The sequence below is a fragment of the Collinsella sp. TF11-5AC genome (assembly GCF_003436775.1).
Classification (GTDB): Bacteria; Actinomycetota; Coriobacteriia; order Coriobacteriales; family Coriobacteriaceae; genus Collinsella.
Map to the genome: position 1 here is coordinate 13,327 of NZ_QSQO01000015.1, position 25,394 is coordinate 38,720.

Genomic DNA, 25,394 nt, shown 5'->3' on the forward strand with positions numbered 1-25,394 from the left:
ATTGGACATATACTTAATCCTTGCGTCCGAATGCGAGGGAAAGGATATGCCATGGCAAAGGCTGTAAAGACGCCAAAAACCAATGCGATGCGCGAGCTGGAAAGCGCCGGCATTTCCTATGTTCTACATACGTACGAAGACGATGGTGATGAGTCGGCGGGCCTGGGGGTCGCGATTTCGGAGCAGCTTGGCGAGGAGCCCGGACAAGGATTTAAGACCTTGGTCTGCGTGACGCCGTCCAACGACCATGTCGTGTGCTGCATCCCTGTTGCCGACGAGCTCGATCTAAAGTCCGCCGCGCGTGCCGCGGGGGAGAAGTCCTTGGCCATGATGCATGTGAAGGATTTGCTTGCGGCGACTGGCTACGTTCGCGGCGGCTGCAGTCCGGTCGGTATGAAAAAACGCTACCGGACGCTCATTGATGAGACATGTGTCCTTTGGGATACCATTTTTATTTCGGGAGGCAAGCGTGGTTATCAGCTTGAGCTTGCACCCGATGATTTAATTGCATTTTGCGGGGCGACGGTCGCCCCGATTACGAGAGAGGACTGAGCGATGCCGCAGGAAGAATTGAAGTGCGGAGCTCATTTTGCAAAAGAATCTGCGCCTCAGACACCCTCATCCGAAGCTTCTTCGTCGCGAGATGGCACTGATGATATGGGCTCGTCGGACTACTCCACGGTTGGTCGTTCCGCCGGGCTTATGACCATCCTGACCATCGTGTCTCGCGTCACCGGCTTTATCCGCACATGGGCAATGGCGGCCGCTATCGGCATGTCGCTGCTCTCGTCCTCCTATCAGGTCGCCAACAACCTGCCCAATATGCTCTACGAACTCGTGATGGGCGGCATGCTCGTGACGGCGTTTTTGCCCGTGTACATGGGCGTGAGGCGTGAGCAGGGTCGCGAGGCCTCGAACGAGTACGTGGGCAACCTGCTCGGTATTCTGCTATTGGTGCTGGGTGGCATTTCGTTGCTGGGGACCGTGTTCGCTCCGGGCTTTATTTGGACGCAATCGTTCCTTTCGGGTGACGGCGGCAGCATGGATACCGCTGCGTTCATGTTCCGTTTCTTCGCCATCCAGATTCTGTTTTATGGTTTGGGCTCGGTGTTCTCGGGCGTTCTCAACGCACACCGCGACTACTTCTGGTCGACGTTTGCCCCGGTCCTCAACAATGTGATCGTCATTGCGAGCTTTATGGGCTTTGCGCCCGTGTCCGCACAGTTTGGCGAACGTGCCGGCATCATCTTGATTGCGGCCGGTACGACCCTCGGTGTCTTTGTTCAGATGGCTTGTCAGATCCCCGCGCTTGGCAAGCACGGCGTGCATCCCCATATCCATATCGACTTTAAGGACCCCGCACTGCGCCAGACGATTGCGCTCGGTATCCCGACGCTGCTCGCTACGGTGTGCATGTTTGTCTCGACTTCTATCACGAACGCTGCCGCGCTGGTGGTCCAGCCCGAGACCGGTCCTTCCGTCATCGCCTATGCGCGCCTGTGGTACACGCTGCCCTACGCGCTGATTGCCGCCTCGCTTTCGACGGCGCTCTATACCGAGCTCTCTCACGACGCACAGGAGAAGGATTACGACAGCGTTCGCACGGGCATTTCGCGTGGCGTCGCCCAGATGCTGTTCTTCCTGGTTCCGTTCGCGCTGTACCTGATTGTCTTCGCGCGTCCGCTCAACATGATCTACTGCGCTGGCAAGTTCGATGAGTCCGGCGTGGCGCTGGTGTCCGAGTTCCTTGTCTACTTGGCGTTCTCGCTGCCGCTCTACGGCGTGGTCGTGCTGATGCAGAAGAGCTTCTCTGCCTTGCTCGACATGAAGCCCTATAGCCGCTATTGCCTGTATTCCGCCATCGGCCAGGCCGGCTCGGTTCTGCTGTTTGGCGTTGTGCTGGGCTTCGGTATGCCGGCAATCGCGCTTTCGTATGTCGTCGACTACGTGATCTTGGTCGGTTGCTCGCTGTGGTGGCTGCGTCGTCGTCTGCGTGGTCTTCAGGTTAAATCTATCCTGCATGGCGGTTTCTTTGGCCTTTTGCTCGGTGGCCTGGGTGCTGCCGCAGGCGCCGGCGTCATGTGGGCGCTTGAGCACTTTGTCGGGGCACTTGGCGGCTCGATTCTGATTACTCTTGGCTACGTTTGCGTTGCGGGTGTCGTCTCGCTTGCTGTTACCTTTGGCCTTGCCGTCGTCCTTAAGATGCCCGAGGTCTCGGCGCTGATTCGTCGCAAGTAGGTGCGCGTGGCCGGTCACGACAACATTCCAACGCTTGCCGAGCAGGTTTCGCGCGTTCCCACGCAGCCCGGCTGCTACCTTTGGAAAGACGCCAAGGGCGATGTCATCTACGTGGGCAAGGCGAAAAACCTGCGCGCCCGTATGCGTCAGTACGTGACGCTGCAGGACGAGCGCCAGAAGATCCCGCTGATGATGCAGCTGGTGGCGAGCTTTGACTATATCGTGGTGGAGACCGAGCACGAGGCGTTGGTGCTCGAGCGCAATTTGATTGGTCAGTACCATCCGTACTTTAACGTCGACCTCAAGGATGACAAGAGCTACCCCTTTATCGCCATTACAAAGGGCGACCTGTATCCCGCTATCAAATACACGCGTGAGCGTCATAAGCCGGGAACGCGCTATTTTGGACCTTATACCGATAGCCGCGCGGCACGTGAGACGATAGATACGCTGCGCAAGGTTATCCCCATCTGCTCCGCATCCTGTGCGGAGTGGCGTCGTTGTCGCCGTATCGTCGAGTCCCACAAGGGCGAGGAAGACATCGTCAATATGATTTGCGCGCAAAACGGGCGCCCCTGCTTTGACTACCATGTCGGGCGCGGCCCGGGTGCGTGTGTCGGCGTGATTTCCCCGGCAGACTATGCCAAGAACGTCAAGCGTGTCGAGCGCTTTTTGTCGGGCCATCGCAAGGATGTCGTCGATGAGCTGACCTCCGAGATGACGGATGCCGCTGAGGCGCTCGACTTTGAGCGCGCGGCACGCGTCAAACGTCGTTTGGAGGTCATCAGGGGTCTGGACGATCGTCAGCAAGTCGTTTTTCCCTCCAGTGTCGATATAGATGTCATCGGTTTCTATCGCGAGGAGACCATCTCCGCCGCTTGCGTCTTCGTCGTTCGCGAGGGCCGAACAGTTCGCACCTGCGAGTTCATTCTCGACAAGGGTCTTGATGTTGACGAGGAAGAGCTCCAGTCGGGCTTTCTTAAGCGCTATTACGACGAGACGGCTGATATTCCAGCTGAGGTCAACCTTTCCGTCGAGCTTGAGGATGCGGAAGCGCTGGGGGAGTGGCTTGCGGGCAAGCGTGAGCGTTCCTGCCATCTCCATAGGCCGCAGCGTGGCGAAAAGCACCGTCTGCTCGATATGGCATCCAAAAATGCGCGCCATGCCCTCATGCGCTACATGATGCGAACGGGGTACGCTGACGACCGCACCAATCAAGCGCTCCTGGAGCTCGAAAGTGCGTTGGCGCTGCCATCGCCGCCGTTGCGTATCGAGTGCTTCGATATCTCTACACTGCATGGCACCTTTACGGTCGCCTCGATGGTGGTGTTTACCAACGGGCGCGCCGACAAGAGTCAGTATCGTCGTTTTAAAATTCAGGCCGAATTGGACGAGGCAAACGACTTCGTGTCGATGTCCGAGGTTTTGGGACGACGTTATGCTCCCGAGCGCATGGCCGACGAGCGCTTTGGCTCGCGCCCCGATTTGCTCGTTGTCGATGGCGGTAAGCCGCAATTGACCGCTGCGATCAAGCAACTTGAGGCTCTTGGGCTCGATATACCAGTTTGTGGCTTGGCAAAGGCCGATGAGGAGGTTTTCGTGCCTTGGGACGAGACTCCCGTCGTGCTGCCGACCGGGTCCGCGTCGCTCTATCTAATTAAACAGGTGCGCGATGAATCGCACCGTTTTGCCATCACGTTCCATCGCGAATTGCGCGATAAAGCCATGACGGTTTCGGTACTCGATGACGTTCCAGGCGTGGGACCCACCAGAAAACGTGCCCTTATGCGCCATTTTGGCTCGATGAAGCGTTTGCGCGCGGCGAGCGAGCAAGAGATCGCGGAAGTTCGAGGCATTCCTGCCGATGTCGCCAAAGCGGTTCACGAGGCGCTCGTTGCATGGAATGCCGAGCGCGCCGAGGCGGCGGCAAAGCAATCCGAAAACTAAACACGCCTCTAAACAACTGATATACATGATTGCGTGATTTTCAATCATTTATTTCACGGCGATTACCAGCCGATTTCGGGTTTAATTAACGCTAAAACGTTTGACTAGCCATGGTGAACAACCCTGCTATCCTGCGGGTTGACGAAGACTGATATCTCACCTCGTCGATACATACTGTCTGGCGAATCGTTTGTCAATGAATTCGGTGAACGGTAGCAAATACCGTTCAAGCGTATGTATGTATCGGTCGCCGAGCGCGGCACCTCAGTTGGGTTCGTCGGTAGGTAAGGTATATATCGTCCGCAAGTTGCGCGGGGGCACGTCTAGGCGCTCCCGGGTAAGATTCTCTATTGATAGGAGAAGACATGGCCATCATCAACAAGGGTATGTCCAGGCGTTCGTTCCTCGGCCTCACCGGCAGCGTCGCTGCTGTCGCAGGGCTTGGTCTCACCGGCTGCGGTGGCAGCTCTAGCGACGAGGGTTCCGCTTCCGGTTCCACCGATTCCGCCAACCGTGGCGGCGGCGTGATCACCGCTGGTTCCGCTTACGCTCCGTCCAGCTTCGATCCCGCCAGCACCGGCTCCGCTGTGGGCCTGGGTGCTAACTGGCACGTCGTCGAGGGCCTCTACGGCATCGATTACCACGACTACAGCACCTTCAAAGAGCTCGCCACCGACGATCCCAAGTCTGTGGACGACACCACTTTCGAGGTCACCATCCGCAAGGGCGCCAAGTTCTCCGATGGCACCGAGGTCACCGCTGACGATGTCGTTGCCTCCTACACCGCTTGCGCCGCTTCCGCTACCTATGCCCCGTTCTTCCAGCCCTTCGAGTCCATCGAGGCCAAGGACGCCAGCACCGTGACGGTCAAGACCAAGGTCCCCAACTTCTCCCTGCTCAAGGATCGTCTGGCCATCGTCCGCGTTACCCCGGCCACCCAGACCGAGGAGGATCGCGCCAAGCAGCCGATCGGCTCCGGCCCCTGGATGTACGACTCTATCTCCGATACCGAGATCACCCTGGTTCCCAACCCCGAGTACAACGGTGAGTATGCTGCCGAGGATAAGAAGATCCAGTACAGCATCCTGACCGACCCCACCGCTCGCGTTACCGCTCAGCAGGAGGGCTCCACGCTCGTTATGGAGCTCGTTACCGCTGACGCCGTCGACCAGCTCGAGAGCGCCGGCTGCAAGATCGATAACGTTCAGGGTTTCGGCACCCGCTTCATCATGTTCAACGTCGCCAAGGAGCCTTGGAACAACGTCAAGGTCCGTCAGGCTGTCATGTATGCGCTCGACACCGAGAAGATGGTCAGCAACACCTTCGCCGGCCTTGCCACCGCTGCCAGCTGCTACCTGCCCAAGAGCTTCACCAACTATCATGAGGCTTCCACGGTGTACAAGACCGACGCCAAGAAGGCTAAGAAGCTCATCGAGGAGTCTGGCATCACCCCGGGTGCCATTACCCTGCGCACCACCGACAACGAGCAGATTAAGGGCATGGCCGCCCAGGTCAAGAATGACCTCGACGCTCTCGGCTTCGATGTGACCATCCAGACCGATACCTCGCCGGCCACCTACGCTGCCATCGACGGCGGCGAGGCCTACGATATCCTCCTTGCCCCTGGCGATCCTTCCTGCTTCGGCGCCGACCCCGACCTGCTGCTCAACTGGTGGTACGGCGACAACGTCTGGATGCAGACCCGTTGCCCGTGGAAGGAGTCCGCTGAGTGGCAGAAGCTCCACGGTCTCATGGACGAGGCTCTTGCCGCTGAGGGCGATGAGCAGCAGAAGAAGTGGAACGAGTGCTTCGACATCATTGCCGACAACGCCGTTCTGTACCCCGTTGTCCACGTCAAGACCGTCTCCGCTTCCTGGGACGATCCGTCCACTGCGCCCAACGGCGAGGCCCTCGATGGCTTCAAGGGCATCGGCACGACGAGCATGTCCTTCAGGGGCGTTGCGACCGTCAAGGCGTAAGACTCGCTTGAGTCTGTATGCAGGATGTCGGTCGTTGGGACCGTATCCTCATAGTTGAAACAAAGACCCGGGCGACCTCGATGTCGCTCGGGTCTTGTAATGAGTATCCGTACTCATATACCAGTTGGTCCTACCGACAAAAGAAAGGGGAGAGAACGTGAACAACTTGCTACGTTTGATTGGAAGGCGTCTTGTGGCGCTGCCGATCATGGCATTGGGCGTCACCGTCCTGGTGTTCTTCCTTATGTCGTTCTCCAAGACCGACCCCGCCTACACGGCGTTGGGTGACGGTGCCTCGCCCGAGGCGGTTGCCGAGTACCATGAGAAGTATGGTCTGGACGACCCCTGGCCTGTGCGCTACGTGCGCTATATGGGCGATTTGATCCATGGCGACATGGGCACCTATGGTGCTGCTCGCAACTCCGTTGCCAAGCGCATCTCCACGGCCCTGCCCGTCACGATGCAGCTGACCTTCATCGGCCTTGCCATCGGTGCGGTCGTTTCGTTTTTACTCGGCGTCATCGCGGCACTGTATCGCGACAAATGGCCGGACCAAGTGATCCGCGTCTTTTCCATCGCCGGCTTGGCAACCCCGTCGTTCTGGCTTGCCGTTCTGTTGATCCTGCTGTTCTCTTCCTACCTTAAGGTGCTTCCGGCATCGGGTGCTCTGCCTCACTTCACCACGAATCCGGCTGGCTATCTGGGACGTATGATCATGCCCGCTATCGCCTTGGCATTTCCGCTGACGGGCCAGATGACTCGTATCGTGCGTACCGCCATGGTCGAGGAGCTCGATAAGGATTATGTCCGTATGGCTCGCGGCGCCGGCGTTCCCGAGAAGGTCGTCGTCGGCATCAACGTTCTTCGCAATGCGCTGATCACCCCGGTCACCACCCTCGGTCTTAAGATCGGTTACCTCATGGGCGGCGCCGTCGTCATCGAGGTTATCTTCAACCTCCCCGGCATGGGCACCGCGATTCTGCAGGGCGTTCAGGGCAACGAGGCGAACCTGGTTCAGGGCGTCGTTATCGTCGTTGCTCTTGCCTTCATCATCATCAACATCGTGGTTGACATGCTCTACCTGCTCATCAACCCGCGCATCAGGACGGTGTAGATTATGGTAAAGATTCGAGAGAAGCAAACCGAGCAGCTCGAGAAGGCTGCCTCCAAGGGGCTCAAGCTCGGTGGCTGGAAGAAGATGACGCTGTCTTCTAAGATTGCCGCCGTCGTGTTGGTGCTGGTCGCCCTGACTGCGATTCTGGCGCCCCTTCTTGCCCCCTATAGCCCGGTCGAGATTTTTACGGCTCGCCAGGCTCCCGGCAACGGATTTATCTTCGGTACCGACGATAAGGGTCGCGACATTCTGTCGCGCATGCTCTACGGTGGTCGTTACTCGCTGATTATCGGCTTTGGCGCCACTGCCATGGCTCTGGTCTGCGGCTCGGTCGTGGGCGCCCTTGCGGCGGTTTCGCGCAAGGCCGTTTCCGAGACGATCATGCGTATCCTGGACATCATCATGTCCATCCCGGGCATCGCCCTCGCGGCCGTCTTCGTCTCCATCCTGGGCAACTCCGTGCCGTCGATCATCTTCGCCATCGGCTTTATGTACACTCCGCAGATTGCCCGTATCGTGCGCGCCAACATCGTGTCCGAGTACGGCGAGGACTATGTCCGCGCGGTCATCGTTTCCGGCGCCAAGGCTCCGTGGATTTTGATCAAGCATGTTCTGCGTAACTGCATCGCCCCGATCATGGTCTTCACCGTTACCCTGGTCGCCGACGCCATCATCTTCGAGGCCTCGCTGACCTTCATCGGCGCTGGTATCCAGGAGCCCACCGCTACCTGGGGCAACATCCTCGCCGACGCCCGCGGCGGCGTGCTCGCCGGCCGTTGGTGGCAGGCGCTGTTCCCGGGCCTGGCCATCATGATCACCTGCCTGGCGCTCAACATCCTCTCCGAGGGCATTACCGACGCCATGGCCGCTGCTCCCTCCGCCGCCCTGGATCCGACCGATTCCTCCAAGCGTCGCGAGGCCGACCTGCTGGTCTCCGACCCCGTTCGCGCCTACAAGGAGCAGGCCCAGTCCCTCTCCGCTCGCCTTGGCGCCCTGCGCGATGTCGAGCTCAAGCGTGACGATCGCCATGTGCCCGACGAGTCTGTCGAACCGATTCTCTCGGTCCGTGACTTCTGCATTCAGTTTGAGCATCACGGCGATATCAACGTCGTCGACCATGTCAACTTTGACGTCCGTCCTGGTCAGACCATGGGCCTGGTGGGCGAGTCCGGTTGCGGTAAGTCCATCACCACGCTGGCCATCATGGGCCTGACCGACGATGACGAGCACCTTTCCGGCGAGGTCCTCTGGGAGGGCCGCGACCTGCTCAAGATGAGCAAGAAGGAGTGGTTCGGCCTGCGCGGTACCGATATCGCTATGGTCTATCAGGACGCCCTGTCCTCGCTCAACCCCTCCATGCTCATCTCTGCCCAGATGAAGCAGCTCACCAAGCGCGGCGGCACCCGCAGCGCCGAGGAACTCCTGGAGCTCGTGGGCCTCGACCCCAAGCGTACGCTCGAGAGCTACCCGCATGAGCTTTCCGGTGGCCAGCGTCAGCGTGTCCTGATCGCTATGGCCCTTACCCGCGACCCCAAACTGGTCATCTGCGACGAGCCCACGACCGCTCTGGACGTTACCGTCCAGAAGCAGGTCATCAAGCTGCTCAACGACCTTCAGGCCAAGCTCGGCTTTGCCATGATCTTCGTCTCGCATGACTTGGCGCTGGTCGCCGAGGTCGCCCATAACATCACGGTTATGTACGCCGGTCAGGTTATCGAGCAGGCGCCCACCAAGGAGCTGCTCACTAACCCGATCCACGAGTACACCCGCGGTCTTCTGGGCTCCGTTCTGTCCATCGAGAGCGGTTCGGGCCGTCTGCACCAGGTACCCGGCGCCGTTCCGAGCCCGCGCGATTTCCCCAAGGGCGATCGCTTCGCGCCCCGCTCGAGCCATCCGCGCATTGGCCTGGACACCCGTCCGGTCTTCAAGCGCGTGCCCGGCACCGAGCACTTCTATTCCGAGCTCCCCGACGAGGTGCTCAAGGCAAATGGTTTGACCCCTCACGCGGAGGTGATGTAGATGAGCGAGACCGCAGTCAACGGCGTCGAGCCGATCATCTTCCTTGATGACGTCCACGTCACCTTTAGGACCCGTACCGGCTCGATTCTGCACCCCAACCTGGTTCACGCCGTCCAGGGTGTAACGATTAAGCTCATGCCCGGTCAGACGATCGGCATCGTCGGCGAGTCCGGTTGCGGAAAGTCCACCACCGCTAACGTCATGTGCGGCCTGCAGGCCCCAACGAGCGGCAAGGTCTACTTTAAGGGCAAGGACGTTACTAAGCGTACCGCCGAGGACCGTCGTCACATGGGCCGTGTCATCTCGGTCGTGTTCCAGAATCCGGCTACGGCGCTCAATCCCCGCATGGTCGTTCGCGAGCAGCTGCTCGACCCCATGCGCGTCCACAACCTGGGTACCGAGGCCGAGCAGGAGAAGCGCGTCAAGGAGCTCCTGGAGCTCACCGGTCTGCCCAGCTCTGCCGCCGAGGTTCTTCCCGGCCAGCTTTCGGGCGGCCAGCGCCAGCGCGTCGCAATTGCCCGTGCCCTGTCGTTGAACCCCGATGCCATCATCGCCGACGAGCCCACCTCGGCTCTGGACGTTTCGGTCCGCGCGCAGATTCTGAACCTGCTGACCGACCTTAAGAAGGAGCTCGGCCTGGCCATGGTGTTCATCAGCCATGACATCCAGACGGTCCGCTATATCTCTGACGACATCATCGTTATGAATGGCGGCAAGATCGTCGAGCAGGGCGAGGCCAAGCAGGTCTTCCAGCACCCTCAGGACCCCTACACCAAGATGCTGCTCGGTGCTGCGCCGTCGCTGCTGCATCCCAAGCTCGGCGAGTAGCCTCGCTTTCCCTCCCGTGCGCCCGGTTCCCTTGCCGGGCGCACCTCCGTTGCGATTTCGAAAGGTTGGGTTCACGAGCCATGCCAAGTGCTCAGGAGCTACAACAGCAATTTGGTGGGTATCGGGGCGCCATGCCCCGTCCATCAGATTTCGATCTCTTTTGGAAGGACCGCATGGCCGAGGCCGACGCCGTCGGGCTTGACTATGCGATCGAGACGGCATCGGTCACCGATGCCGTGACCTGCCAGCTTTTCGACCTCTGGTATACCGGCATGTGTGGCGCTCGCCTGCATGCCAAGTACCTTAAACCCGTCTCGGACGAGCCCGTGCCATTGGTACTTCAGTTCCATGGGTATCCGGGTGCAAGCCGCAGCTGGTTTGAGCAGGCGTCGTTTGCGGGCATGGGCATGGCACTCATCGCCCTCGACTGCCCCGGCCAAGGAGGTCCCTCCGAGGACATTGGTGGATTTGAGGGCACAACGGTCGCGGGCCATATCGTCGCCGGTATCGACGGCGATCCGGCCAACCTCTACTATGTCCGCTTGCACCAAGATATTCGCATCCTGTGCCGCATCGTTCGCGAGCTCGAGGGCATCGATCTTGCCCGTGTGTTTGTGAACGGCGCGTCGCAGGGCGGCGGTTTGGGCATTGCGACCTGTGCACTTAACAGCGAGCTTATCAATCGCGCCGCCATCCTCTATCCCTTCCTGTCGGATTTCCGCCTGGTCTGGGATTTGGATGCCGACGACATTGCCTACGAGGGCCTGCGCTATTGGTCTCGCTGGTTTGACGAGGACTCGACTCGTATCGACGAAGCCTATGCCAAGCTGGCGTACTTCGATTCCAAGAACTTTGCCCCTATGGTCAAATGCCCCGTGCTGTTTGGCACCGGCACAGCCGATACCGTCTGTCCGCCAGCGACGCAGTTTGCGGTCTATAACAACCTGACCTGTGAAAAGCGTCATGAGTTCTTTGAAGGCTTTGGCCACGAGGAGATTCAGGATTTTGACGATCTGATCATTCCGTTTTTCTGCAAGGGAGGGGAGGCTCATGTCTAAGTGCGAGAGCAATGTCAATGAGCTGATTGTCTCCGACCTTGTGGGGATTCCCGGAACGGTCTCGTCAAGGCTCGCTGATTTCCGGGATTGGCGCGGTGATGCTTCTGCGGATGTTTCCGAATTAGAGATAGCCGCTTCGGACCTTGAGGTTTGCGGGCCGAGTATTACGGCGATCGATTTCGCCAATCCGTATGCCCGCTACTCCGAGGTTTCCTTTGAGCTTGGTGGCGATGTGGTCCACGCACGTTTGATCGAGCCTGCCGGTCGCGCCCGAGCATCCGAGCTTGTGCCGCTATGTCTGATGTTTCACGACATCGACCGACCCGTGCGGGGATGGCATCACATGACGAGGTTTGCGGCCATGGGATATGCCGTGCTTGCGCTGGACGATGAGGCGATTGGATCCAGCGAGCTGCAGCAGGGGATTGCCTCTCCTGCTTTTGTCAAGCGCGTCCGTTGGGGTTGCGCGATGGCGAAGGTGGCGCGCAATCTTGATGGCGTGGACCCCGACCGCATCTTTGCATGGGGCGAGGGCCTTGGCGGCGGAGTCGCGCTGGCGGTTTCTGCTCTGGACGAGCGGGGCCTCGCCTGCACGGCGGTTGCCAATCCAATTCCCGGTGGCCTCGAGGCGTTGTCGTCTCGGGTGCGTGGATCGGTGCTCATGGGCACATCGCTCATGGATGCCGTGTGCGATCCCAAGGGCCAGTTTGCCGTATTCAACGGTCTTGAGTGTGACCGGAGGCATATCATCTATGCCAAATACGCTCATGAGCGCATCAATGCGTTCGAAAACGAAGTCATCGACTTTTTTAACCAAACGTTCTACCCGTGTTCTTTGGCCTAGACGGCCTGGACACTGCCAACAAGAGTGGGTGGCATAGGGCCGCCCGCCAGACAACTAAGGAGATTCTTGTGGCAACTCAGAAATTCACCGGCGTTATCCCTCCCGTCGTTGTTCCCGATACCGAAGACCACCAGCTCGACGTTGCCTCCTTTGAGCGCAGCATCAACCGCATGATCGATGCCGGCGTCGATGGCCTGTTCTTCCTGGGCTCTTCGGGCGAGGTCGTTTTCTCCACCGATGAGCGTCGTCGCCAGATCATTGCCGAGGCCGTTCGTATCGTCGACCACCGCGTGCCCGTCCTGGTCGGCATCATCGATACCGAGACCGAGCGCATGATCGAGCACGGTAAGGTCGCTCAGGAGCTGGGCGCCGATGCGCTTGTCGCCACCTGCCCGTTCTATGCCCTGCAGGGCATGACCGAGGTCGAGGAGCACTTCCGCATCCTGCACGAGGAGCTCGACCTGCCCATCTTTGCCTATGACATTCCCGTCTGCGTTCACACCAAGCTCCCCTGGAAGCTCCTTGCCAAGCTCGGCGCCGAGGGCGTCCTTGCTGGCGTCAAGGATTCCTCGGGTGATGACATCTCGTTCCGCTACCTCGTTCAGGAGAACGAGAAGAACGGTCATCCGATGAGTATCCTCACCGGTCACGAGGTTGTCGTCGACGGCGCTTACCTCGGTGGCGCCGACGGTTCTGTCCCGGGCCTTGCCAACGTTGAGCCCGAGGGCTACGTGCGCCAGTGGAAGGCCGCTCAGGCCGGTGACTGGGCTACCGTCAAGGCCGAGCAGGATCGCCTCAACGAGATCTCCCACATCTGGGATGTCACCTCGGGCGTCCAGGGCTATGCCGGTGGCGTCGGCGCCTTCAAGACCGCTATGAACCTCATGGGCATCTTCGACAGCCCGACCATGCCGCGCCCGGTGAAGGCCATGACTGGCGAGAACGTCGAGGCTATTAAGAAGGTCCTCCAGGACAACGGTCTCCTGTAAAGCTTTCCCAGGCACCCGACCTCGCCGTTCAACCGTGTGGCCATGACCCGTTAGGTCAATGGCCACACGGTTTCTCGGCGATCTCGGGCACCTGGATAACCTTTACTGCGCTGTGACGGCTAGCCTGACGGCGCATTTCCTGTAGTTGTTTTTATCTCCGAAGGAGAGCGACATGGAGAACAAGTACGTCTGCTCTGTCGATATCGGCGGAACTAAAATTGCGACTGCCATCATGGAGTACCCGGCTGATGGCAGCGTGCCCCATCCGGTCTTTGAAGCCGAGGTTCCCACCGAGGCCCAAGAAGGCGGCGAGGCAGTTTTCCAGCGCATCGAGGCGTCTATTAAGGCCGCCATCGAAGCGAACCCCGATGTCGAGGTTCTTGGTGTCGGCATTGGCGCCGCAGGCGTCGTCGACCCCAAGACGGGCGCCATCGCGTATGCCAACGAGATTATGCCCGGCTGGTCTGGCGTTCAGTTGGGGCCGCGTCTGCGCGAGGACCTTGGTCTTCCCGTTGCCGTTGTGGGCGACGTGCAGGCTCATGCTCTGGGCGAGGCCCACTGGGGCGTCGGCAAGGGCAAGTTCTCCGTCTTGTGCCTGGGAATCGGTACGGGCATCGGCGGCGCATATGTCGAGAACGGCCGCGTGATGCAGGGCTTCCATGGTGCTGCCGGTCATATGGGCCACATCGAGTGCTCGGCTGCCGCCGGCATTCCCTGCGCCTGCGGGCGTTCCGGCCATCTTGAGTCTGTTGCTTCGGGCACTTCCATTGGTCGTATGTACGATGAGCGCTTTGGCCGCGTCGACCCCAGCCGTCCTTCGGTCGGTCGCGATGTGAACGACCTGTGCCACGCGGGCGACGCAAAGGCGACCGAGGTCATCCATGACGCCGGCTTTGCACTGGGCGCTAGCTTAGGCTCGCTCGCCAACATTCTGGATCCAGAGGTCATCGTGCTTTCGGGCGGCGTGATTCATCAGGGTCCCGATTGGCGTTCGCAGACGTGGAAGGATTCGGTGCACGAGGGCTATGCCAGCCAGGCGCTCGATCCGCTCCAGGACACGCCGATTCTCATCGGGTCTCTGGAGGGCGATGCTCCGCTCATCGGTGCCGCCGAACACCTTCTTGCGTCGTTGAAGTAAACATAACTACCAAGTGCGCCTTCTGAGGTGCCGCAGATTGACGTGAAAGAGGAGCGAAGCGTACTTCGGTACGCGAGCGACGGTTTGAACGTCAAGGTGCGGTGTCTCAGAAGGCTGTTTTGAGAAAGGTTGAGTCGCACATGACCGTTGATCCTTTGATTCAATCCCTGAAGGGTAAGCTCGTCGTGAGCGTTCAGGCGTATATGGGCGAGCCGCTTCGTACGCCCGAGACCATGGCTCAAATGTCTCGCGCTTGCGAGCTTGGCGGCGCCGCCGCCATTCGCTGTCAGGGCCTTGCCGACATTGCCGCTATTAAGGGTCGCTGTGAGGTTCCCGTCATCGGCCTGTGGAAGGATGGACACGAGGGCGTTTACATCACGCCGACGCTGCGTCACGCTCGCGCCTGCGTTGCTGCCGGTGCCGATATCGTGGCGATCGACGCCACCGATCGTCCGCGTCCCGATGGCAAGACCGTCGAGGATACCTTCCGCCCGCTGCACGAGGAGGGTGTGCTCCTGATGGCGGATTGTGCCACCATCGAGGACATTCGCCGTGCGGTTGATATGGGCTTTGACCTGGTATCCACCACGCTTTCTCACGGCGTCGCCGCCATCGACTGCACCATGGCCGATGGCCCCGACCTGCCACTCCTGCGTCAGGCGACCGAGGAATTCCCCGGTCTTCCCATCATCTGCGAGGGCCGCGTGCACACGCCCGAGGAGGCTCGCGCTGCGATCGATGCTGGCGCCTGGGCCGTTGTCGTCGGCACCGCCATCACGCACCCCACGAGTATTACGAGTTGGTTCAAGGCTGCGCTTGAGGCGTAAGACAGGCCTCGTATCCGCTCGGGGCGGTATACTCAATATAGGCAATTGACCGCGCGGGATCCGGGTTGCTGGGTCCCGCGCTTGTTTTTGGGAGGCAGCACATGCAAAAGGGAGATGCCATGGATGCGGCGGAGCGCTCGGAGCGCATCCCCGATATCGTCATCATCACCGGAATGTCCGGATCGGGCCGCACACAGGCCATGCACGTGTTCGAGGACATGGGCTATTTTTGCATTGATAACCTGCCTCCGCGTCTCATCGCCCAGCTTGCCGAGCTCGTCGGCATCAATACGGGCGTGGGCAGGCATCTCGCCGTCACCTGCGATTTGCGTAGCCAGGGACTGTTTGACGAGTTGCTCGATGCGGTCGCCGCGCTCGAAGAGCGCGAGATGAGCTGCGACATCGTGTTCCTGGAGGCTTCTGACGAGGTGCTGATTCGTCGCTACAGCGAAAATCGCCGCCGTCATCCCATTGCCAAGCCGGGGGAGACTACGGCCGATGCCATTCAGCGCGAGCGCCTTCAGCTGCAGGGCGTGCGCGATCGAGCCGATATGATTATCGACACGAGTCGTCTGCGCACCTCTGCGCTGCGCAACAAGCTACGTATGGCATTTTCCGAGCTGTCCGACCAACAGCTCATGGACGTCCATGTGTTCTCGTTTGGCTTTAAGCACGGCATGCCCGTCGAGGCGGACATTATGATCGACGTCCGCTTCCTGCCCAATCCGTTTTACGATCCCGAGATGCGCACGATGACCGGTCTCGATAAAAAGGTCTCCGATTTTGTTCTGGACCACCCCAAGACGCAGGAGTTTTGGAAGGCTTGGACACAGCTGCTCGATACGGTGATGCCGGGCTATATCGCGGAGGGTAAGCCGCAGCTTTCTATCGCCATCGGCTGCACGGGCGGACAGCACCGTAGCGTCGCCATTGCCGAGGCCACGGCCCGTTACCTGGAAGGCGCCCAGTATCACGTGAGCATCTCCCACCGCGACCTGTCGCGCGCCAACACGAAGGCATAGGCCTGCATGTCGTTTACCGCTGAGGTGCGCGACGAGCTTGCGCGCTGCGAACCCGAATGTGAATACTGCGATTTGTCGACGCTTGCCGCCCTGACGCGTGTGAGCGGTACGCTTTCGTTGGCCGGCTCCGGGCGGTATCGTTTGACGGTCGCGACCGAGACGGGAGCCGTCGCGCGCACGATGATCACGCTGACGCATCGCATCCTTAAGCTCAAAACGGAATTCACCGTTCGTAAATCGGTCTTGCATAAGGTCCGTAACTATCTCATTACCCTGCCCGATCAACCCGACTTGGACAAGGCTCTGGTGCTGCTGGGCATTCTAGACCGCAGAGGAGGGCTCGTCGCTGGTGTTCCCCGACACATCGTTGCCCGTCCCTGCTGCAGGCTTGCCTACATCCGCGGCGCGCTCATCGCGGGCGGCTTCGTGGCCGATCCACGCGGCGATTTCCATTTGGAGATCGCGGTGCAGGGTGAGCAATATGCCAAGGGGCTTTGCGACCTGTTGGGGCAGATTGGGGTCCATGCTCGTGTTAATGCGCGGCGGGGGTCATATGCCGTGTACATTAAGAGCGCCGAGGAAATCGAGCATCTATTAAAGCTGATTGGTGCCAAGCGCAGCGTTGCCGAGATTGAGGAGGCGCGCGCGGTCAAGTTGGTTAAGAACGATGTGAACCGTCGCGTGAACGCCGAGCTCGCCAACCAGACCAGAAGCGCCGGTGCTGCCCAGCATCAGCTTGCGCTTATCGATGAGCTCGAGCAGCGCGGCCTTCGCGATGCGCTTCCGGATGCCTTGGCGGTCTTTTGCGACCTGCGCGAGCGCTATCCCGATCTGTCGCTGCGTGATTTAGGGGAGATGGCTGACCCTCCCTTGTCGAAGTCGGCCCTCTACCATCGAGTTTTGAGGCTTGAAAAGCTCATTGAAGCAAACAGGTAGTTTATAGTATCGACTTATATACGGATTTAGCTGCTATTTTATTCTTTAAAACGTTTTAACGTAAATTTGATTTTCAATTTCGACTATTCTCGTGAAATTCAAGTCAAAAAAAAGGTATATTAGGCGAGTGGTTAGTTTGTGGGCCTCAACGGCGGGCGCTGTAGCTTGCGGGGGCCTTACGAAAGGAGACACAATGGCAGTAAAGGTTGCTATTAACGGCTTCGGTCGCATCGGTCGTCTGGCTTTCCGTCAGATGTTCGGTCATGAGGGCTCCGAGATCGTCGCTATCAACGACCTCACCTCTCCCGATATGCTCGCTTACCTGCTGAAGTACGACTCCACGCAGGGCAACTACGCTCGCGATCACGAGGTCGTTGCTGGCGAGGATTCCATCACCGTTGACGGCAAGGAGATCAAGATCTACAAGGAGGCCGACGCCAACAACCTGCCTTGGGGCGACCTCGACGTCGACGTCGTTCTCGAGTGCACCGGCTTCTACACCAGCAAGGCTAAGGCTCAGGCCCACATCAACGCTGGCGCCAAGAAGGTCGTCATCTCCGCTCCGGCCGGCAGCGATCTGCCCACCATCGTGTACAACGTCAACCACGAGACGCTGACCGCTGAGGACAACATCATCTCCGCTGCTTCCTGCACCACCAACTGCCTCGCCCCGATGGCCAAGGGTCTGAACGACTTCGCTCCCATCGTGTCCGGCATCATGACCACCATTCACGCCTGGACCGGCGACCAGATGCCGCTCGACGGCCCGCAGCGCAAGGGCAACAAGCGTCGTAGCCGCGCCTGCGCCGTCAACATCGTCCCCAACACCACCGGTGCTGCCAAGGCTATCGGCCTGGTTCTCCCCGAGCTCAACGGTAAGCTCATCGGTGCCGCCCAGCGCGTCCCGACGCCGACCGGCTCCATCACCAACCTCTACGCTGTCGTTGACAAGAAGGTCACCGTCGACGAGGTCAACGCCGCTATGAAGGCCTACGCTTCCACCATCTCCGAGACCTTCGGTTACAACGAGGACGATATCGTCTCCACCGACATCATCGGCGAGACCCACGGCTCCATCTTCGACGCCACTCAGACCATGTGCTCTGACCTCGGCAACGGCCAGACCCTCGTTCAGGTCACCTCTTGGTACGACAACGAGAACTCCTACACCTCTCAGATGGTCCGCACCATCAAGTACTTCGAGAAGTTCGTTGCTTAATTTAGCTTTTAGCGAATAGCTCGTTGAGCGTCTAAAGAAGGGCGCGGCCTCATAGGGCTTACACCCTAGGGTCGCGCCCTTTTTATAGGAAATCGTCTGCCGTAATGGGAGGCAGACACGTACGAAAGGTAGAAGCAAACATGGCCTTTACCAAGAAGACCGTCCGCGACATCGATGTCGACGGCAAGCGCGTTCTCGTCCGCGTTGACTTCAACGTGCCTATCAAGGATGGCGTCGTTGGCGACACCACCCGCATCAAGGCTGCCCTGCCCACCATCAACTACCTCGTTGAGCACAACGCTCGCGTCATCCTCATGAGCCACCTCGGCCGTCCCGATGGCACCGGCTTCCAGCCCGAGCTCTCCCTTGAGCCTGTCGCCAAGAAGCTCGCTGAGCTCTCTGGTCTCGATGTTGCCTTTGTCGCCGACACCTACGGCGAGAAGGCTGCTGAGGCTGTTGCCGCCGTCGAGCCGGGCAAGGTCCTCGTTCTCGAGAACGTCCGTTTTGACAAGCGTGAGAAGAAGAACGATCCCGAGATCGCCAAGAAGCTCGCTTCCTATGGTGACGTCTTCGTTCTCGATGCCTTCGGTACCGCTCACCGCGCCCAGGGTTCCGTCGTGGGCCCCGCCGCTTACCTGCCTGCCGTCGCCGGCTTCCTGCTCGAGAAGGAGGTCGACACGCTGACCGGCATCTTCGCCGAGCCCGAGCGCCCCTTCGTCGCTATCGTCGGCGGTTCCAAGGTTTCCTCCAAGATCGGCGTTCTCGATCACCTCATCGACTCCGCTGATACCCTGATCATCGGTGGCGGCATGGCCTACACCTTCTTCCTGGCTCAGGGCCTGACCGTCGGTCAGTCCCTCAAGGAAGAGGACTGGGTCGAGCGCGCCGGCGAGATGCTCAAGAAGGCCGAGGAGAAGGGCGTCAAGATCCTGCTCCCCATCGACAACCGCGTTGCCGATCACTTTGGCGAGGACGCTGTCCCCGAGGTTGTCGCTTCCGACGCTATCCCCGACGATCGTGAGGGCATGGACATCGGCCCCAAGACCGAGGAGCTCTACGCCGAGGCCGTCAAGGGCGCCAAGACCGTGTTCTGGAACGGCCCCATGGGCGTCTTCGAGTTCGACAACTTCGCTCACGGCACCCAGGCTATCGCCGAGGCCGTCGCCGAGGCCGACTGCACCTCGATCATCGGCGGTGGTGACTCTGTCGCGGCTGTCAACAAGTTCAACCTGGCCGACAAGATGAGCTGGATCTCCACCGGTGGTGGCGCTTCCATGGAGCTCGTCGAGGGTAAGGCCCTGCCCGGAGTGGAGGCGCTTCTCGATGCCTAATCGCACCCTTCTTATCGCTGGTAACTGGAAGATGAACAACGACGTCGCCGAGGCCGCCAAGCTCGCCGACGAGCTGGCTCAGGCTCTGCCCGAGGTTCCGGCTGGCGTCGAGGTGCTCGTCTGCCCTCCGACCATTGACATCACCACGGTTCATGACCGCATTCAGGCTGCCCCCATCGCCCTCGGTGCACAGAACGTGTACTGGGAGGCCAAGGGTGCCTTCACCGGTGAGTCCTCTTGCGACATGCTCAAGTCCGCTGGCTGCACCTACTGCATCATCGGTCACTCCGAGCGTCGCGACTACTTCCACGAGACCGACGAGGATCAGAACAAGAAGGCCAAGGCCCTCGTTGCCGCCGGTCTTGTTCCCGTCTTCTGCTGCGGCGAGTCCCTCGAGGTCCGCGAGGCTGGCACCTATGTCGAGCACGTCGTGAACCAGGTCAAGGCTGGCCTTGCCGGTCTTGAGATCACCTGCCCCAAGCAGGTCGTCGTCGCCTACGAGCCCATCTGGGCCATCGGCACCGGCAAGACCGCTACCGCTGAGGACGCCCAGGAGGTCTGCGGCGCTATCCGTGAGACCCTCAAGGAGATGTTTGGCGAGGAGCTCGCTAACGGCATCCGCGTTCTCTATGGTGGCTCTGCCAAGCCCGGCAACATCGCCGAGCTCGTCGCCAAGCCCGACGTTGACGGCGCCCTCGTGGGCGGCGCTTCGCTCAAGGCTGCCGACTTCGCCTCTATGGTCGTCAAGGCAGGCGAGTAGGACATATGGCACAGCGTCATCTTCCTGCACTCCTGATCATCATGGATGGCTGCGGCCTTGCTCCGGCCGATGGCGAGAACGCCGTCGCCGCTGCCAAGACGCCCTTCCTTGATAGCCTGTACGAGAAGTATCCTCACACCACGCTCGGTGCTTCGGGCGAGGACGTGGGCCTTCCCGACGGTCAGATGGGCAACTCCGAGGTAGGCCACCTCAACATCGGTGCCGGCCGCATCGTGTTCCAGGAGCTTTCGCGCATCAACAACGCCATCAAGGACGGCTCCATCGCCAAGAACGAGGTCTTCGTCAAGGCTATGGACGACGTCAAGGCCGAAGGCAAGACCCTGCATCTCATGGGCCTTATGAGCCCTGGCGGTGTTCATTCTCACATGAACCACGTCGAGGCTCTGGTCAAGATGGCTGCCCAGCATGGCGTCAAGACCGTTCGCGTCCACGCCTTCATGGATGGCCGCGACGTCGACCCGCAGTCCGGTGCCGGCTACATGAGCGAGTTCTGCGCTTTCCTGGCTAAGATCTCCGAGGAGACCGGTTGCGACGCTCGCGTTGCCACCGTTTCGGGCCGCTATTGGGCCATGGACCGCGACAACCGCTGGGAGCGCATCCAGCGTGCCTACGACGTCATGGTCAACGCGTCCGATGCCGATACCGACCCCGTTGCCGGTATCAAGGCCTACTACGAGAAGGATCCGCGCGGCGACGAGTTCGTCGAGCCCTTCGCTGCCCACAACGAGGGCATTCACGAGGGCGACGCGGCCATCTTCTTCAACTTCCGTCCCGACCGCGCTCGTCAGATGACTCGCGTGTTCACGGACAAGGAGTTCGACGGCTTTGAGCGCGAGCAGATTAAGCTTTCGCACTTTGTGACGATGACCGAGTACGATCCGACGTTTGACGTCGAGGTCGCCTTCCCCAAGACGTTCCCCGAGAACGTTCTGGCCGACGTTATCGCCGCCAATGGCCTGAAGCAGCTGCACACCGCCGAGACCGAGAAGTACGCTCACGTGACGTTCTTCCTCAACGGCGGCATCGAGGAGCCCAAGGAGGGCGAGGAGCGCGTGCTCGTCGCTTCCCCCAAGGTCGCTACCTACGATCTGCAGCCCGAGATGAGCGCTCCCGAGGTTACCGAGAAGCTTGTCGCCGCTATCAACGAGGATCGCGCTGATTTCTACATCGTGAACTTCGCAAATTGCGACATGGTTGGTCACACCGGTGTCTTCGACGCCGCCGTTAAGGCCGTCGAGGCTGTTGACGATGCCCTGTCCAAGGTTGTCCCGGCGATTCTCGCTAAGGGCGGCTTTGCGCTGATTACCGCCGACCACGGCAACGCCGATCACATGTTTGACGTTGCTTCCGACGGTTCCAAGCATCCGTTTACGGCTCACACCACCAACCGTGTGCCGTTTATCATCGTTGATGAGAAGGCACAGCTTACCGGTATCGAGGACGGTCGTCTCTCCGATATCGCTCCGACTATGCTCACCATGGCTGGTCTTGAGCCTTCCGCCGAGATGACGGGTCGCGTGCTCGCCACCGAGGCCTAATAGAAAACAAATACCGTTTTCTAGTAAGGGGGTTGTCCACAACCGGACGACCCCCTTTTTGGTATTTCTGCCATTTCTACCCCGTCCCTAAATGGCAGGTGGGGGAGTGTTGGAGGTTGTGGTACAGTACTGGAGTTTGAATTGTTCTATTAAGGAGCTTATCTATGGGTCCGTTTCAGATTCTTCTGTTTGTCGTTTGGGCTGTTTCTGCCGTGGCGCTGACGATTCTCGTTCTGATGCATTCCGGTAAGGGCACCGGCGTTTCGGATATGATCGCTAGCTCGCTGTATAACTCCAGCTCTGCCACGGGCGTCATGGAGCAGAACCTCGATCGCCTGACGGTAATTATGGCCGTCGTTTTTGCCGTGTGTGTCGTTCTGTGCATGTTCTTCTTCCCGCAGGGCATCGTCGGCTACTAAGCATCGGCGTATATACGTTTGTAAAGGGTCCCGCATGTGCGGGGCCCTTTTTGTTTACAGACTTGTAACAGAGCCAAAATATCCCCACATACTTCGCCCAACTAAAGAAATTCTCGACCGTTAACCGGAATCAGCGCCAAATTGTGCATAAAATGCGCTACTGTATTGCAAAACGTTGGCCCGCATTGCATAACCAGCCATAACAGCGGACCGCGTTTGATTGGTTCGATTGGGCTGCCTCGACGTTGCCCGGCCGAATTCACTTTGTCCTATCTCATAAGGAGGATGGCATGGCTGATTCTATGTTCCACCAGCCCGTTATGGGTCGTCGCGCCTTTGTTGGCGGCACCCTCGCTGCGAGCTCCATGGCTTTTCTTGCCGCATGCGGCAAGAAGGGCGGCGACGCTTCCGGTTCTGAGTCCGGTTCGACGCTGAACTTCTACATCAACAACCCGGTCTGCATCGACCCCTACAACGTCCAGGAGGATCAGGGCACTCAGGTCGAGTACCAGCTCTTCGACGCTCTGACGGAGTACGACCCCGAGAAGGGCGAGATCGTTCCGCTGGCTTGCGAGTCCTTTAAGGCTAACGACGACGCCACCGAGTTCACCTTCAAGATCAAGAAGGCTAAGTTCCACAACGGTGACGACGTTACCTCCAAGTCCTTCAAGCTCGGTTGGGAGCGCCTGGTCAACACCAAGTCGGCCATCGCCACCGAGTATGGTCCTTCCGAGGTCTCCTATCACCTTTCCATGGTTGAGGGCTATGACGATCTGCTTGCCGGCAACGCTACCGAGCTCAGCGGTGTTACTTGCCCCGACGATGAGACCCTCGTCGTCAAGCTGTCTTCCGCTTACGCCGACTTCCCCTTCGTCGCCTCTCACCCGGCTCTGTCCCCGGTTCCCGAGTGCGCCGAGTCCGATGTCAAGAGCTTCTACCTTGCCCCGGTCGGTAACGGCCCGTTCATGATGGACGGCAAGTGGGAGGATGGCCAGGAGATCAACCTCAAGAAGTTCGATGATTACTATGGCGACAAGGCCAAGATCGACGCCATCCACTTCCAGGTCATCAAGGACATGGAGACCGCTTACAAGGAGTTCCAGGCCGGTAACCTTGATGTCTGCGACGTTCCCGTTGCTCAGATCGACGCCGCCAAGAAGGACCGCGGCGAGTCCAAGGACGGCTACACCATGGGTGACGGCGAGCATATGCTGCTCGGTGCCGAGCCTTCCACGTACTATCTGACCTGCAACAATACGGCCGAGCCGTTCAATAACGCCGACCTGCGCAGGGGCATCTCCCTGGCCATCAACCGTGAGGCCATCTGCAAGACCATCTTCAAGGGTACCCGTACCCCCGCCGACGGTATTGTTCCTCCGGGAATCGCCGGCTACAAGGAGGGCGCATGGGAGTTCTGCGCCTATGACGTCGACAAGGCTAACGAGTACCTCGACAAGGTCGCTCCCGCTGGCGCTAACGGCGATCGTGGCATCAATGTGACCCTGTCCTACAACCAGGACGGTGGCCACAAGGAGATCATGGAGTCCATCATCGGCGACCTCGCCAAGGTGGGCGTCACCGCCGTCTCCGATACTCCCGAGTGGTCTGCCCTGCTCGAGCAGTATCAGAACTTCAACTATCAGTTCGGCCGTCTGGGCTGGATCGCCGATTACCCGATTATGGACAACTTCCTGTACCCGCTGTTCCACTCCGACTCCCTCGGTGGCGACAACCGCTCTGGTTACAACAACCCCGAGTTCGATGCCAAGGTCGACGAGGCCCGCACCACGGTTGATGACGAGGAGCGCATCGCCAAGATGCGGGAGGCCGACGCCATGGTCGCTGCTGACTGCCCGGTTATCCCGGTGATGTTCTACACGCACACCATCGCTGGCTCTGACCGCGTCAAGCATCTCTATGTCGATCCGCAGAAGCACGCCGATCTGGGCACCGCCGAGCTCGCCTAAGGGTTTTGCAGCTTCCGTGAGGGTCAAGTATTTACGTAGACCTCATGGGAAACATACAGTTCTCCCTAACCTGGGGTAAACTGGCTGATGGTAATTTTGGGATGCCGGTCTGGCGATCGGCATCCCATTTAGGTTAATCCCTAGATAGGGGAGTGGTATGGGTAAGTACATCGTTAAACGTGTGCTTCAGTTCATCCCGGTATTTTTGGGCGTTACGCTGATTCTGTTCGCCCTCCAGAATATCGTGCCGGGAGACCCGATCAAGCTGATCGGTGGAGACAAGGCTCTGTCCCCCGAGGTGGAGCTTCAGCTTCGCGTGCGCTATCACCTGGTCCAGTCGGACGAGGACGGCAACGCGATCCTTGACGAGAACGGCGATCCCGTTCAAACGTCGCTCGTGGACCGTTATTTGTATTACATGAACGGTCTGCTTCATGGCGATCTGGGCAATTCGTACCAGCGCAAGCTGCCGGTTACGGAAATCTTTGCCCAGAAGTATCCGTATACGGTCAAACTTGCCGCGTGCGCTATCGTGCTCGAGGCAATCATGGGTATCGGTGCGGGTATTATTTCGGCGGTCAAGCGTTATTCCTTCTGGGATATTTTGGTAACGCTGACCACGTCGATCCTCGTTGCTGTTCCTGCCTTCTGGCTCGGTATGCTGCTGCAGCTGTTCTTTGGCGTCATCCTTAAGGATGCCACCGGCGGCGCATTCTCCATGCCGATCTCGGGTGCCGGCGGCTCCAGCTCCCAGTATCAGGATTGGATGCACTATGTGCTTCCGACCATTACGCTGGCTTCGGTTTCGACCGCCTATGCTGCCCGCATCATGCGCTCGCAGCTGCTCGACGTCATGAACCAGGATTACATCCGCACGGCAAAGGCCAAGGGTCTCTCCAATCGCGCGATCATCATCAAGCATGCGCTTAAGAATGCACTCATCCCCGTCGTTACCTATATTGGTGTCGACTTCGGCGGCATGCTTTCGGGCGCCATCCTGACCGAGACGGTCTTTAACTGGCCCGGCATCGGCTTCGAGGTCTACCGCGCCATTAGCATGCGCGACTGGCCCATCGTTATGGGCGGCGTTACGCTCATTGTTGTCGTCGTTATGGTGATCAACCTGCTCGTCGACATTAGCTATGCATTCCTCGACCCGCGCATCCGCCTTGGCGGTCCGTCGGATAAGGCCTAAGGGAG

General features: G+C 59.5%; 21 protein-coding genes. All 21 read left to right on the forward strand.

Annotated features, from left to right (window positions below):
* Nucleotides 1-51 precede the first annotated feature (51 nt).
* The 21 genes from ybaK to DXD16_RS07395 all read left to right on the forward strand — a co-directional run bounded on the left by ybaK (nt 52) and on the right by DXD16_RS07395 (nt 25,389).
* Complete coding sequence (gene ybaK / locus DXD16_RS07295) at nt 52-552, forward strand: Cys-tRNA(Pro) deacylase (RefSeq protein ID WP_089573609.1); 501 nt, start codon at nt 52-54, stop codon at nt 550-552.
* Nucleotides 553-657: 105 nt separating this feature from the next.
* Entirely contained in the window at nt 658-2,238 is a 1,581-nt protein-coding gene (gene murJ / locus DXD16_RS07300; RefSeq protein WP_117655647.1) for a murein biosynthesis integral membrane protein MurJ, read from the forward strand.
* 6 nt (nt 2,239-2,244) lie between these two features.
* The gene (gene uvrC / locus DXD16_RS07305; protein ID WP_311774759.1) at nt 2,245-4,185 is read left to right on the forward strand and encodes an excinuclease ABC subunit UvrC; all 1,941 of its coding nucleotides are present in this window, start codon (nt 2,245-2,247) and stop codon (nt 4,183-4,185) included.
* Nucleotides 4,186-4,550: 365 nt separating this feature from the next.
* Nucleotides 4,551-6,164, forward strand: coding sequence for an ABC transporter substrate-binding protein (locus DXD16_RS07310; RefSeq protein ID WP_117655648.1), 1,614 nt, complete (start codon nt 4,551-4,553; stop codon nt 6,162-6,164).
* A 157-nt stretch (nt 6,165-6,321) separates the two neighbouring features.
* On the forward strand, nt 6,322-7,278 hold the full coding sequence (locus DXD16_RS07315) for an ABC transporter permease (protein WP_055251823.1): 957 nt from the start codon (nt 6,322-6,324) through the stop codon (nt 7,276-7,278).
* Between the two features lie 3 nt (nt 7,279-7,281).
* Nucleotides 7,282-9,297 carry a dipeptide/oligopeptide/nickel ABC transporter permease/ATP-binding protein gene (locus DXD16_RS07320; RefSeq protein WP_035138893.1) on the forward strand — a complete coding sequence of 672 codons (2,016 nt, stop codon included), beginning with the start codon at nt 7,282-7,284 and terminating at the stop codon, nt 9,295-9,297.
* Nucleotides 9,298-10,125: an ABC transporter ATP-binding protein gene (locus tag DXD16_RS07325; protein WP_006236159.1), complete on the forward strand. Its 828-nt coding sequence runs from the start codon at nt 9,298-9,300 to the stop codon at nt 10,123-10,125.
* Between the two features lie 80 nt (nt 10,126-10,205).
* Nucleotides 10,206-11,183: an acetylxylan esterase gene (locus tag DXD16_RS07330; protein ID WP_117647499.1), complete on the forward strand. Its 978-nt coding sequence runs from the start codon at nt 10,206-10,208 to the stop codon at nt 11,181-11,183.
* Nucleotides 11,176-12,027 (forward strand): acetylxylan esterase, encoded by an 852-nt coding sequence (locus DXD16_RS07335; protein WP_117655649.1) that lies wholly within the window; start codon nt 11,176-11,178, stop codon nt 12,025-12,027. The genes DXD16_RS07330 and DXD16_RS07335 overlap by 8 nt, the downstream gene beginning before the upstream one ends.
* Before the next feature lie 68 nt (nt 12,028-12,095).
* Complete coding sequence (locus tag DXD16_RS07340) at nt 12,096-13,016, forward strand: dihydrodipicolinate synthase family protein (protein WP_035138887.1); 921 nt, start codon at nt 12,096-12,098, stop codon at nt 13,014-13,016.
* Between the two features lie 172 nt (nt 13,017-13,188).
* Nucleotides 13,189-14,154: an ROK family protein gene (locus DXD16_RS07345; protein ID WP_117655650.1), complete on the forward strand. Its 966-nt coding sequence runs from the start codon at nt 13,189-13,191 to the stop codon at nt 14,152-14,154.
* 140 nt (nt 14,155-14,294) lie between these two features.
* Nucleotides 14,295-14,981, forward strand: coding sequence for an N-acetylmannosamine-6-phosphate 2-epimerase (locus DXD16_RS07350; protein ID WP_022094877.1), 687 nt, complete (start codon nt 14,295-14,297; stop codon nt 14,979-14,981).
* A 101-nt stretch (nt 14,982-15,082) separates the two neighbouring features.
* Nucleotides 15,083-16,003: an RNase adapter RapZ gene (rapZ, locus tag DXD16_RS07355; protein ID WP_022094878.1), complete on the forward strand. Its 921-nt coding sequence runs from the start codon at nt 15,083-15,085 to the stop codon at nt 16,001-16,003.
* A 6-nt stretch (nt 16,004-16,009) separates the two neighbouring features.
* On the forward strand, nt 16,010-16,939 hold the full coding sequence (gene whiA, locus DXD16_RS07360) for a DNA-binding protein WhiA (RefSeq protein ID WP_099431435.1): 930 nt from the start codon (nt 16,010-16,012) through the stop codon (nt 16,937-16,939).
* A 193-nt stretch (nt 16,940-17,132) separates the two neighbouring features.
* Nucleotides 17,133-18,158 carry a type I glyceraldehyde-3-phosphate dehydrogenase gene (gene gap / locus DXD16_RS07365; protein ID WP_099431436.1) on the forward strand — a complete coding sequence of 342 codons (1,026 nt, stop codon included), beginning with the start codon at nt 17,133-17,135 and terminating at the stop codon, nt 18,156-18,158.
* A gap of 140 nt (nt 18,159-18,298) precedes the next feature.
* On the forward strand, nt 18,299-19,489 hold the full coding sequence (gene pgk, locus DXD16_RS07370; RefSeq protein ID WP_117564871.1) for a phosphoglycerate kinase: 1,191 nt from the start codon (nt 18,299-18,301) through the stop codon (nt 19,487-19,489).
* Nucleotides 19,482-20,249 (forward strand): triose-phosphate isomerase, encoded by a 768-nt coding sequence (tpiA, locus tag DXD16_RS07375; protein ID WP_022094882.1) that lies wholly within the window; start codon nt 19,482-19,484, stop codon nt 20,247-20,249. Before pgk ends, tpiA begins: the two co-directional genes overlap by 8 nt.
* A 5-nt stretch (nt 20,250-20,254) precedes the next feature.
* A complete protein-coding gene (gpmI, locus tag DXD16_RS07380) occupies nt 20,255-21,808 on the forward strand; it encodes a 2,3-bisphosphoglycerate-independent phosphoglycerate mutase (protein WP_117655651.1) in 1,554 nt (517 codons plus the stop codon).
* A 164-nt stretch (nt 21,809-21,972) separates the two neighbouring features.
* Nucleotides 21,973-22,227, forward strand: a complete 255-nt coding sequence (gene secG / locus DXD16_RS07385; RefSeq protein WP_006236144.1) for a preprotein translocase subunit SecG — start codon at nt 21,973-21,975, stop codon at nt 22,225-22,227.
* 290 nt (nt 22,228-22,517) lie between these two features.
* On the forward strand, nt 22,518-24,194 hold the full coding sequence (locus DXD16_RS07390; RefSeq protein ID WP_117655652.1) for an ABC transporter substrate-binding protein: 1,677 nt from the start codon (nt 22,518-22,520) through the stop codon (nt 24,192-24,194).
* 157 nt (nt 24,195-24,351) lie between these two features.
* Complete coding sequence (locus tag DXD16_RS07395; RefSeq protein ID WP_117655653.1) at nt 24,352-25,389, forward strand: ABC transporter permease; 1,038 nt, start codon at nt 24,352-24,354, stop codon at nt 25,387-25,389.
* Nucleotides 25,390-25,394: the final 5 nt, after the last annotated feature.